Source organism: uncultured Sphingorhabdus sp., assembly GCF_937872355.1.
Classification (GTDB): Bacteria; Pseudomonadota; Alphaproteobacteria; order Sphingomonadales; family Sphingomonadaceae; genus Sphingorhabdus_B.
On sequence record NZ_CALMSV010000144.1, the window covers coordinates 1 to 12357 of the forward strand.

Genomic DNA, 12357 nt, shown 5'->3' on the forward strand with positions numbered 1-12357 from the left:
CAGGTCAGCCGGGCGCGCGGGGGGGTGGCCATGGTCAGGCGAGGTCGCCCCCATGGAAGCAAAAAAGGCCCGACGCTTGCGATGTGCGGCGAGATAGCCCCGCCAGCTGAAACAATCTTCGCCGGTCAGATCGGACAATGTTTTCAGATTATCGAGAAAACCTTCAAATTCCGGATCGACCACCGGATCGGGGCGATAAGCGGTAATCACGCGACCGCCCCAACCGCTCTCGCATATGGCCTTGTGATGGCGCAGATCGTCGAGCGGATTCTCGGTCGTTGCGATCACCTCGATGTTATAGCGTTCGAACAGCGCGCGCGGACGGAAGGCGTCGGTCGCCAGTTTGTCCGTGATCACGTCAAAATAATAGTCGGAAGTTTCCGCTCCCAGCAGCACGTCGATCCCGAAGCTTTCGGCAAACACCCAATCGAGCCACATGCGCGAGGGCGTCCCGCGAAACAGGGGATAGCGTTCGGCAAACAACCGCCAGCTTTCACGCGGGTCGGCCTCCGCATTGCCGATCCCCAGCGCCTCAAGCGGCACGCCTTGAGAATAGAGCATGCGAAAGACATAATGGTCCGGGTGCAGCAGCAACTCCGCCGCATTGCCAAACGGCGCGTCGGTCGCCCACCATTCGGGGTCGGTATGGCCATGCGGGCTGATGATCGGCAGCGCCGCTACCTCCGCATAGAGCCGCTGGGCAACAGACCGGGTTTTGCCATCCGACGGAAATAGGCGGTCGGGGTGAAGCGAAAGGGGTTGGGGCATATTCAGATCCAGCCGGTCGACTTGCCAAAGGCGAGCAGTTGCTCGGGCCAGCGTTCCAAGGACAGGCCTTTGGTGTTGCGGATGCCGAAACCATGCCCGCCCTTGGCGTGCAGATGCGTTTCGACGGGGATTTTCTTCGCTAGCAAGGCGGTGCGGAGCGCGAGCGAATGTTCTGGCCCGACCAGCGGGTCATCCTCCGCATGCAGCAGGAAGTGCGGAGGCGAATCATCGTGCACATTGAGGTGGGGCGAATGCAGCGCCAGCTGCTCGGCACTCAGTTCTTTACCAAACAGGCTTTGGCCTGCGGGTAGGGCAGCGCTCAGCTCGTCAATCATGATCGCCGGATAAATGGGTGCCGCCAGATCGGGGCGGGCCGATAGCTGATCGATGTCGTTTTGCGGTTCATAGGCTTGGAGGCCAAACTGAGCCGCCAGATTGGCGCACAAGTGCCCGCCTGCCGAAAAGCCGGTGACGGCGATGCGGTTTGGATCGATCCCCCATTCCGCCGCGCGGGAACGCACAAGTCGTATCGCGCGCTGGGCATCTGCCAGCGGCGTCAATGGTCCACCAGCCCATCCGTCATTTGGCAGGCGATAAGCAAGCGCAAAGCCGGTCACGCCCCGCGTTGCAAACCAGCGCGCAATATCGAGGCCTTCCTTGTCCCACGCCATATGGCGATAGCCGCCGCCCGGGATTGAAATGATCGCGGCACCATTGGGTTTGGCCGGGCGGAGCATTTCAAGCCAAGGCGCGGAAACCCCTTTCAGCGCACGATCGACAACGGCCGCGTTGGAAGATCGTTCGGTGAAACTCTCTGTCAGTGCCACGGGCGAAGGCTCAGGTGCGCCTTTGGGCCACAAGGCGATGCGTTGTGCAATGGCCGGTTTCCGCGCCGATACGGGCAAGGCTACAGCAAGCGCACCCGTCGCCCCGATGGCCAGAATGTCCCGCCGTTCCAGCATCAATTGGCGGCCTGAGTGTAGCGTCGGCGTTTTGCAGCCGCCGCTTTGCGGGCTTCTTCAATCGCCTTTTCCTCGGTCGCGAAGAGCAGGCTATCGAGCACCGACGAGAGGTGCGTGCGCATGGCTGCGCGGGCAGCCTTGGGGTCGCGGTTGCGCAAGGCTTCCAAAATGGCGCTATGTTCGTCGACCACAGGCTTGATGTTCGCAAAGCGTGCTTTGGCGTGCAGCAGCGCGCTTTCGGGTGATGTGCGGCGCAGTTTCCATAATTCTTCGATGGTCTGATAGACTGCGGTGTTGCGGGTTGCGCGGGCGATGGCGAGGTGGAATTCGCGGTCGGCCTCTTCGGTTCCGCCTTCGGTCTGGTTTTCGAGCGCAATATCCTCGACCCGCTTCACCAGCTCTTCAATCTCTTCGTCGCTGATTTGTGTCGCCGCAAGTGCAGCCGCTTCGCTTTCAAAAAGCAGACGCGCCTCGGTCAGCTCAAAGGCGGTGACGTTGAAGCCGGGAATGTCTTCCTTCCCGGGCAGACGTTTCACATAGGCGCCCGATCCCACCTTAACCTCGACCAGCCCCTGCACCTCCAGCGCGATGATTGCTTCGCGTACCGTCGGGCGGCTGACATCATATTCGGCAGACAATTCGCGTTCTGCCGGCATACGATCGCCGACGGCATATTTGCCCGCAGCCAGTTCATCGATGAGCTTGCGGGCGAGTTCCTGATAGAGACGATCTTGCGTTGTCATAATTTTGGCCTTACCAATTTGATTAAACTTGACAGGCCAAAAGCCATTGGTCAAGTATGAATTCGGTATTTAGCGCCAGACCAAAGGATTCGATAGCGCCATGAAGATCACCGCAGCGAAAGTCATCGTCACATGCCCAGGGCGCAATTTCGTGACGCTGAAGATCATGACCGACCAGGGCGTCTATGGCATTGGCGATGCGACGCTGAATGGCCGCGAACTATCGGTCGTATCCTATCTGGAGGATCATGTGGTGCCGTGCCTGATCGGCATGGACCCGCGCCGGATCGAGGATATCTGGCAATATCTCTATCGCGGCGCTTACTGGCGTCGCGGCCCCGTTACGATGCGCGCCATTGCGGCCGTCGACGTCGCCCTGTGGGACATCAAGGCGAAGATGGCGGGTATGCCGCTCTACCAATTGCTTGGCGGGCGTAGCCGTGACGGCGTGATGGTCTATGGCCATGCCAATGGCAGCGATATCGAGGAAACCGTTGATGCCGTCGGCCATTATATCGACATGGGATATAAGGCGATCCGCGCGCAGACCGGGGTCCCGGGCATCAAGGACGCTTATGGCGTCGGCCGAGGCAAGCTCTACTACGAACCAGCCGATGCAGCCCTACCCAGCGTAACGGGTTGGGACACGCGCAAGGCGCTCAACTATGTGCCCAAGATGTTCGAGAAACTGCGCGATACCTATGGCTTTGATCATCATTTGCTGCACGACGGGCATCACCGCTATACCCCGCAAGAGGCGGCCAATCTGGGCAAGATGCTTGAGCCTTTCCAGCTTTTCTGGCTGGAAGATTGCACCCCGGCCGAAAATCAAGAGGCGTTCAAGCTGGTCCGCCAACACACGGTAACTCCGCTCGCTGTGGGCGAAATTTTCAATACGATCTGGGATTGCAAGGATTTGATCCAGAACCAGCTGATCGATTATATCCGCTGCACCATCGTTGGCGCAGGCGGCGTCACGCATCTGCGGCGCATTGCAGATCTGGCGAGTCTCTATCAGGTGCGCACTGGCTGCCACGGTGCAACTGACCTTTCGCCGGTCACCATGGGTACAGCGCTGCATTTCGACACCTGGGTGCCCAATTTCGGCATTCAGGAATATATGCGGCATACCGAAGAAACCGACGCTGTCTTCCCGCATGATTACCGCTTCGACAAAGGCGAATTGTTCGTCAGCGAAACCCCGGGCCATGGTGTCGATATCGACGAGGAGTTGGCGGCGAAATATCCTTACAAGCCCGCCTATCTTCCGGTCGCGCGGCTGGAAGATGGCACGATGTGGAATTGGTAGGGAGAGACAGAATGCGTACCCATTTGATCGCAACAGCCGCGATGGCACTGGCCTTGTCCGCCTGCTCCAGCAAGCCAACCGATGGACTTGGACTTTCAGACCTTGCCAAGCTTGGCGAGGTCGACGAACGCTACCAAGCCTATAATGTCGAGATGGTGGAGGTGACCGGCGGACGCTTCTGGGCGCCCTATGGTTCCGGAGGAACGACGCCATCAGATATGTATCGCGAACGGCCTCCACTCGACCTGACTGACCCCAGGCTGATTGCGCTTGCAAGGAATCTCGGTCCGTCACTGATGCGGGTCAGCGGGACCTGGTCGAACAACACCTATCTGGAAGCTGAAGGCGAAAAGCTGACGGCCCCGCCCGAAGGCTACAAGCAGGTGCTGACCCGCCAACAATGGCGCAATGTTGTTGCCTTCTCCAAGGCGGTCAATGCGCCGATCGTCACCAGCTTTGCGGTCAGCGGCGGCACGCGCGGAGTTGATGGCGTCTGGAAGACCGACCAGGCGCAACGCGTCGTCGATCTCACAAAGGAGGCAGGCGGAAGCCTCTACGCTGCCGAGTTCTTTAACGAGCCGAATATCCCGGCTGCTGCATTGGGCATGCCAAAGGGCTATGATGCCGAAAATTATGCCAAAGAGTTCCGTATCTTTCGCGATTGGGCGCGCAAGGCTGCTCCGGAGATGAAAATCATCGGTCCCGGCGGTGCGGGCGAAGGCACATTGTTTGAAGAGCTTCACAAGATTGCGCCGAACAATCCGCTTTTTGCGGGCCATGTCTCATCCGAAGACATGATGAAGCGAAATCCCGGTAGCCTGGATGCAGTAAGCTACCATTTTTACGGATCGGTTTCGCAACGTTGCGCGGCGATGGGCCTCGGCACTGCGGTCAAGGCTGATGCGTTGAATCCCGATTGGCTTGATCGCACGCTGTTAGATTTCAATTTTTATGGTGCGCTGCGCGACAAATATGAGAAGGGCAAACCGCTGTGGAACACAGAGACCGCACAGGCAGCGTGCGGCGGTTCCCCCTGGGCGTCGACCTTCCTCGATAGCTTCCGCTATCTCAACCAGAATGGCCTGCTCGCGCAAAAGGGCGTCCAGGTGGTAATGCACAATACGCTCGCAACCTCTGATTATGCACTGATCGAGCGCGACACGATGACGCCACGCCCCAATTATTGGGCGGCCGTGCTGTGGAAGCGAACTATGGGGAAAACAGTGCTTTCTTCGCCCAAATCGCCTTCGCCGGATGTGCGGATATACGCGCATTGTCTTGCTGGGCAGAAGGGTGGCGTTGGTTTGACCGTGCTAAACACTGGCACCACTCCACGATCGCTTCCCGTCGGCCAGAATGCGCATCGCTGGGTGATGACCGGCCAACCGCTCGACACCAAAGCCGTGCTGGTCAATGGCAAGCCCCCCGCGCTGAGCGATAAGGGCGAGCTGACCGGGCTTGAAGGTGTCATGGTGACCGGCGCGCTATCGATCCCCGGCCAGTCCATCGCCTTCATCGCGGTGAAGGATGCCAACAACAGCGCTTGTCGTTAGCCTTTGTCGCGCATCGTTCTCATTGGTGAAGCCATGCATGAGCTGTCACGCGGCGGTGACGGCTGGAACCTTGGCTATGGTGGCGACACGCTTAACACTGCGGTCCATCTCGCGCGGGCAGGGCATGACGTCGCCTATCTGACAGCGCTCGGCCAAGATCCATTCAGCGCAAAACTGAAGTCCGAATGGGCGGCAGAAGGCATAGATACCTCGCTGATCCTCGATGACCCGACACGCGCAACTGGCCTATATGCGATATCGACCGATGATCGCGGTGAGCGCAGCTTCGCCTATTGGCGCGACACCAGCGCCGCGCGCGAGATGTTCGCACTCCCCGGTATCGAGGATGCACTGGCGATTGCCGAGCAGGCAGACCTCATCGCATATTCGCTGATCACGCTGGCCATTTTGCCACCCGAAGCCCGGGAGCGGCTCTACGCACTGTGCCGCCGTGCCCGCGCGCGTGGAGGTAAAGTCGCCTTCGACGGCAACTACCGCCCCCGATTGTGGGGAAGCGCAGAGGAGGCCAGAGAGGCGCGCGATGCCGCCATCGCTTGCGCCGATATTGGATTGCCGACGCTGGAGGATGAAACCCTGCTGTCGAGCGATGCCAGCGCCGAAGCCGTGGCCGCGCATTGGAGCAAGCTAGGCTGCGCTGAAACCATCGTTAAACTGGGCGCTGACGGTGCTCGGCTTCCCAACGGCGAGATACTCCCGCCGCCCGAAGTCTTGCAACCTGTCGACACCAGCGGCGCAGGCGATGCCTTCAACGGTGGCTATCTCGCCGCGCGGATGGATGGGGCCTCAGTTCAGGAAGCGGTGATCGCCGGGCATCGCCTCGCGGGCTGGTGTGTGATGCGCCGCGGGGCGATACCCAACCTCGATTAAGTCGGCTTCTTGCTGCGCAGCAACCCCCACAGCACCACAGCCCCCACCAGATCCAGCGCAGCCAGCGCTACGAACAGCGGGTTATAGCCATAGGTGTCGGCGCTTTGGCCGATCAGGAAGGTGAAGAACATGCCGCCGGTCCAGGCTATCGTGCCCGCCATACCGCTCGCAGTACCTACCGTCTTGCTGTCGAACACGTCGGTGCACAATGTGATCAGCGCGCCGTTGAGCATCTGGTGCGCAAAGCCACCAATACAGAACAATGCGATGGCGAGTTCGGGCGATCCGGCCAGGCCGATGCAGGCGGGGCCGACCATGCACAGCGCACCGATGGTCATGGTAATCTTGCGCGAGGCGAGCAAACTCGCCCCGCGCTTCTGCAGCCAGCCGGGGAGGAGGCCTGCGGCGAGGCTGCCGAAATCGGCCGCGAGGAAGGGAAGCCAGGCCCAGAGCGCGATGCTCTTCAGGTCAAGCTTCCAAACCGCGACAAGGTAAAGCGGGATGAAGAAGTTGAAGGTTTGCCATGCCGGTTCGGCGAGGAAGCGTGGCACTGCAATGGCCCAGAAGCTGCGCGATTTGAGCACCTCCGTGCGGGTTGCCGGCTTGCCCTGCACATCGTCGGCCCGACCTTGCTCGATATAGGCGCGTTCGGCATCACCCAGCTTGGGATGTTCGGCAGGCGTGCGATAGCCCCAATACCAGAGGAAGGCCCAAACAAGGCTCAACGCACCTGTGATGATGAAGCCCGATTCCCAGCCCCAATAGAGTATACAAAAGGCCACCAAAGGGGGTGCGACCATATTGCCGACGCTGGTGCCCATCTGGAACAGGCTGGTTGCGAGCGGCTTTTCCTTAGGCGGGAACCATTCGGAGACGGTCTTCGCCCCTGCTGGAATAGCCGCTGCTTCGGTGGCGCCTAACAGGCCACGGAAAAAGGCAAGACTCCAAACCCCGGTCGCAAAGCCGTGCGCCATGTTCGAAAAGGCCCAGCCGATCGCAAAGAGGAAGAAGCCAAGCCGCGTGCCGAGCGCATCGAGTATGCCGCCGGCCACGGTTTGCATGATCGTATAGCTTGCCTGAAACGCCAGCACGACCCAGCTATATTGCTCGGTATCCATGCTGAATTCGTCTTTGAGCGTGGGTGCAGCAACCGACAGGGTCGAGCGGGCGAGATAGTTGAGGATCGTGCCGAGCGTTACCAACCCGATAATCCACCAGCGCAAATTGCCTCTTTTCAGCATGGCCTTCTCCTCCCCACTTTTTCCGTGTCTCATAAAAAATCAGGCCGGGCTATCCTAAGAAAGCCCGGCCAGTTGCATGCAAGCTATGCCTGCATGGAATCAGAAGGAAATGCCGAGCTTGATGCCGCCATAACGTTGCGAGTCCCTTGAAAGGAACTGATAGACGGGGTGCGTGTCGTTGGTCGCGCTACCGCCTGCAACGCCGAAATTGTCGGCCATGCTCGATGCATAATGCTTGTTGAACAGATTGTTGACGAAGGCCGTCACCTTGATGTTGGCAAATTGGACGCCGAAGCTGCCGTTGAACACACCATAAGCCGGTTGTTCGAGCAGCGGGTTACCCAACAGGTCAAAGCTTACCTTGCTCTGATGCTGATAGTTAAGGATCAGCGTGCCCGTCGCATCTCCCATCAGCGCGAAATCAGCCGTCGCGCCGACATTCCATTTGAACTTGGGCGAATTGGGCAGTTGCGCGCCCGAGCGGTCCTGGAACGAGCAAAGCGTACGCGGGGCAACTGCAGTTGCGGCAGGTGCTGACGTACAATTGCCCTGCAGTGCCGAAGCTGTGCCGTTCCAGATCGCTCCCGTCTGACCCGCATAGCCCTGTGCATTGGGGAAGCTGGTCATGGTTGCATCGGTGTAAGTTGCACCTGCATCAAGACGCAGCCAATCGGTCGGCTTTGCCTGCAGCTCAACCTCGACACCTTTGGTGCGCAGTTTGCCGACATTATTCAGCACAAACTGCGGTGCCGGGGGTGTGCCGACGAGGATTGCAGACTGCGCCTGAAAGTTGTCGTAATCGGTATAGAAGCCGATGACGTTCAACTGCACGCGATTGTCGAGGAAACGGCTTTTGATGCCGAGTTCATAGGAATCCGACTTTTCAGGTTGGATCGGGCCAACGCCGACCAAGCCCGGTCCGGTGCCGTTCAGCGATGCATCGATACGGGCAGGGTTGAAGCCCGTGACGATGTCATAGGCAAAGCCTTTGTAACCGCGTGCGATGCTACCGAAGACCATCACATCGGGTGCCACCTGTTGCGAGATCGAACCCTTCCAGGTAATGACGCTGTCGGTGTTCGAACCCCGGCAGGCGAGGGTGTTTGGTGCACAGGCATTTGCCGTGGTGCCGAGAAGATTGTCGAAAGCGACGCTGATCTTTTCCCGGTTATAGCGCACGCCCGCGCTGATGGTTGTTTCGGTAGGCAATGTGTAGTCGAGCTGCGCAAACAAGCCGAGGCTCTTGCTGCCATTGGTGGCTTCCCAATTGGCGCGTGCGACGACAGGGCCGCGCAAGAAGGCGCGATCGGTTTCGGCATCTGAATAGAATGCGCCGACGACATATTTCAGCGCGTCATTGCCGCTCGAAACCAGGCGCAATTCCTGCGACAGGTTGGTCGAATGATAGGGGCCGGCCTGAGCGATGCCGCCATTTGCGGTTCCGCCGGTGAGCGCACCCAGAACATTCGCATCGGTGCCGTCGAAATCATTCTGGAAGTTGAACTTCCAATCCTGGTAGGCGGTCACCGAAATCAGGTTGGCAAAGCCGAGATCAAGATTGAATTTGCCGGCAACGCTTTTTGTCGTGTTGGCGGTCGCGCCCAATGCATCTACTCGGGAGCGGTAGTTTCCCGTCCCCGGCGTTATACCAACCAATGTTGGAATCAACGGAACGGCGCCAAAAACGCTGGGCGTTCCGGTTCCGAAAATGCCGCGCAGGCTGGTTGCGGTACCGTCCTGTTCTGCCTTGCTGTACGCACCCGTCAAAGTGAAGGTCAGTGTATCGGTCAGTTCGGATTTGAACTTTGCGCGAACGCCGTAATTTTCCTGATCGTTCAAATGCGTATTCGATGTCAGGTTGTGAATGTTGCCCGGATAATTGTGATAGAAGCCGGTCAGGCGAACACCAGCGCCTTCGCCAACGGGAATGGATACAACGCCCTCAAGTCGCACATCGCCGTCGGTTGCTGCCGTCGCCGAGATATTGCCCATGAAATCATTGTCGGGATCGTTGGTCACGATATTGACCACACCAGCCGAGGAGCTTTTGCCGAACAGCGTGCCCTGCGGACCCTTCAGAACTTCGATGCGCTGCAAGTCGGCCAGATTGTCGAAAGCCTGCGCCTGCTGCACCACCGGCATATCGTCGATGATGACTGCGACGCTGGGCTCCACGCCGATCGAGAAAGCGAAGGTGCCGATGCCGCGCAGGACGATCGCATTGTTCGGTGAAGAGGTGGTCTGGGTGATGGTCAGCGAGGGGGCTGCTCGCGTCAGGTCTGAAAAGTCGGCAATGCGGGCATTTTCGATCGCTTCGGCGCCAAGTGCAGTCACGGCAACCGGCACGCTTTGCATATTCTGTTCGCGTTTTTGCGCGGTGACGACGATTTCCTCAAGGCCGCCTGTGTCTTCTTCAACCGCGACCGGCTCTTGTGCCGCGTCCTGCGCAAAAGCGTTCGTCGAGATCATCAGGATGCTGGCGCCAGCCAGCAGTGCATATTTACGTGACATAGCAATCCTCCCAAACCGCGACTCGCGGCAGCCTTACCAACTTTTGTAAATGGTAAGGCCAATTGTCACAATTCGGTAAACTATGTCAAGCGCAATAACGCTGCGTGGGGACTGACAGCACCTGCAATTTCCATAATGCGTATGAATTTCTGCCATTTTTGTTGGATGTGAAGCGGGTTATCAGAGCTATCTGCACTGGTCTTAACCACCGTCACTATCGAAAAGTAGCACCGAGACATTATCAGGATTCCTCCAACTATAAGCTACAGAACGGGAAAAACCATGATAGCCCTGACGCTGATCCGCATGCAAAATTGGTCTGGCCATTTGTGTTAATCTCGCTTACCACTCGTAGACGGAAGAATCGTTTTTGGTTGGGAGGCTGTGATGGCGATGGATTTAAAAGCACAACTGACGATGTCGGGTGGAGTGATTGCGCTGGCTGTGGCACTGATGCCTGTACAGGCGCAGGCGCAAAATCCCTGGATGGATGAGGCCGTCGTTGCTGAACAGGCTGCCGCACAGGATGATGCAGCGAAAGAGGCGATCGCCAACAAACGCGCGAAAATGTTGCTATCGGCGATGACCCTTGAGCAGAAACTGCAACAATTGACCGGCGCCCGACCGGAAGTGTTGCCCGAATTACCGCAATGCTATGGTGCCCGCCACGTCACCGGAATTGCCTCGCTCAATATCCCGACATTCCGCATCACGAACGGGCCTGTCGGTTTGGGTCAAAATGACTGCGTGTCGCTTGATGTGATGAAGGAGCCCACCGTCGATTTCGGCTTCGGCCCTGTCCAGATCGGTGTACTGACCCACCCCAGCTCAGCCAAGGCCACAGCGCTGCCCTCCGCAACCACAGCGGCCGCCTCCTTCGATCCTGCGATGGCGGCGCTTTATGGCGAAGTCATCGCGACCGAGATGCACAATTTGGGGCTGCATGTTTTTGAAGCGCCGGGCGTTAATCTTGCGCGCCTGCCGATCCTCGGGCGGAATTTCGAATATTTCGGCGAGGATCCATATCTCAGCGGTGTGATGGCTGTGGCGGAGACCAAGGCAATCCAGTCGCGCGGCCTGATCGCAATGCCCAAACACTATGCGGCGAACGAGCAGGAAACCAACCGCATGACGATCCAGACTACGGTTGATCGTCAGACGCTCCGCGAACTCTATCTCTTGCCGTTCGAAATGGCGGTGAAGGACGGCAAGGCGGCGGCGGGGATGTGGGCCTATAATTATGTGAAAGGGCAATCGGCCTGTGAAAGCCGCGAGGTGCTGACGGATATCTTGCGCAAGGACTGGGGCTTTACTGGCTATGTTCAGTCGGACTTTTTCGCGATGAAGAGTACGGTGGCGACCATGGCCAATGGTATGGATCATGAAATGCCCTTTCCGACGCACTGGGCAGCTGACAGGATGAAGGCAGCACTTTCGCGTGGTGAGCTGAATGTCGTTCACATCGATACCGCTCTCGAGCGACGCTATACCCAAGCGATCAAGGCGGGGGTTTTCCATCGCAAACTCGCACACACCCCGATCGATTTTGCCGCAGGCCGACGAAAGGCGCGAGAAATTGGCGGGCGCGGGGCTGTGCTCCTCCAGAATAATGGCGCACTTCCGATGCGGAACGATCTGAAGTCGCTGGTGCTGATCGGCAAGGCAAGTCAGGTCTATGCCCAACAGGCAGTCGCGGGCGGCGCGGTGGTGGGCGAACCTATGGGCGCTGGCGGCGGCAGTTCGGACGTGGTGCCCAACTATACTGTAACACCAATCGATGGACTACGCGCTGCGCTGTCAAAGGATGCTGCGGTCCGGCTGATCCTTGTCGACGATGACAATGCAAATGCTACGATCGATGGCAAGCCGGCGAGCTTTGCCGATGCCGTTGCCGAGGCGGCCAAGGCAGACGCCGTCGTGATGATGGCGGGTACCATTTCCGAAGAAGGCGCTGATCGGGCGACCTTTACTGACGCCAGCGGGAAGCATCTGGCCGCGCCTGCATCGCTTGGCAGCAGCCTCGATTGGTACGCCGGACGATCGAACAATATCGCGACCAGCGAAGGCAAAAACGCCGTCAAGAATAGCCGCACGACGGCGATGATTGACGCGCTGATGGCGGCCCGCTCAACCAGCGGTAGATCGATGGCGGCGAAGTCGGTGCTGGTGCTGAAGGACAATGCCGGCGTTTCATTGCCCGCTTCGTTGCTCGGGAAAAAGGGACCAGCTATTTTGGAAAGCTGGTTCCCGGGGCAGGAGGACGGCAATATCGTCGCCGATGTGCTGTTCGGAAAGGTCAACCCGTCGGGCAAATTGCCAGTGACCTTTCCGGTTGCAGGCAAAGCCTTTCTCGATTCTATCAAGACCGACCAATTCCCCGGC

9 protein-coding genes are annotated in these 12357 nt (G+C 58.7%); 4 read left to right on the forward strand and 5 right to left on the reverse strand.

The genetic code is table 11. The features are described 5' to 3' along the window. From Q0239_RS08930 to Q0239_RS08940, 3 genes are all read right to left on the reverse strand, one after another. A partial coding sequence (locus Q0239_RS08930; protein WP_298601429.1) for a glucuronate isomerase occupies positions 1 to 768 on the reverse strand: 768 nt, incomplete at its 3' end. 2 nt (positions 769 to 770) lie between these two features. Beyond that, positions 771 to 1730, reverse strand: coding sequence for an alpha/beta hydrolase (locus Q0239_RS08935; protein ID WP_298601432.1), 960 nt, complete (start codon positions 1728 to 1730; stop codon positions 771 to 773). Further along, complete coding sequence (locus tag Q0239_RS08940; RefSeq protein ID WP_298601435.1) at positions 1730 to 2473, reverse strand: FadR/GntR family transcriptional regulator; 744 nt, start codon at positions 2471 to 2473, stop codon at positions 1730 to 1732. Before Q0239_RS08940 ends, Q0239_RS08935 begins: the two co-directional genes overlap by 1 nt. A gap of 100 nt (positions 2474 to 2573) precedes the next feature. On the opposite strand from Q0239_RS08940, the gene manD reads away from it, so the two are divergent. The 3 genes from manD to Q0239_RS08955 are packed head-to-tail and all read left to right on the forward strand — an operon-like array spanning position 2574 to position 6223. Then, complete coding sequence (gene manD / locus Q0239_RS08945) at positions 2574 to 3782, forward strand: D-mannonate dehydratase ManD (protein WP_298601438.1); 1209 nt, start codon at positions 2574 to 2576, stop codon at positions 3780 to 3782. 11 nt (positions 3783 to 3793) lie between these two features. Further along, positions 3794 to 5335, forward strand: coding sequence for a hypothetical protein (locus tag Q0239_RS08950; protein WP_298601441.1), 1542 nt, complete (start codon positions 3794 to 3796; stop codon positions 5333 to 5335). Between the two features lie 12 nt (positions 5336 to 5347). Beyond that, on the forward strand, positions 5348 to 6223 hold the full coding sequence (locus Q0239_RS08955; protein ID WP_298601451.1) for a sugar kinase: 876 nt from the start codon (positions 5348 to 5350) through the stop codon (positions 6221 to 6223). On the opposite strand, the gene Q0239_RS08960 is transcribed toward Q0239_RS08955, so the two are convergent. Continuing rightward, entirely contained in the window at positions 6220 to 7464 is a 1245-nt protein-coding gene (locus Q0239_RS08960; protein WP_298601444.1) for an MFS transporter, read from the reverse strand. The two genes, Q0239_RS08955 and Q0239_RS08960, sit on opposite strands and share 4 nt — an antisense overlap. Before the next feature lie 99 nt (positions 7465 to 7563). Next, the gene (locus Q0239_RS08965; RefSeq protein WP_298601447.1) at positions 7564 to 9975 is read right to left on the reverse strand and encodes a TonB-dependent receptor; all 2412 of its coding nucleotides are present in this window, start codon (positions 9973 to 9975) and stop codon (positions 7564 to 7566) included. Between the two features lie 387 nt (positions 9976 to 10362). Here Q0239_RS08965 and Q0239_RS08970 point away from each other — a divergent pair. Beyond that, positions 10363 to 12357: glycoside hydrolase family 3 protein (locus Q0239_RS08970; RefSeq protein ID WP_298601449.1), on the forward strand; the 1995-nt coding region annotated here is incomplete at its 3' end.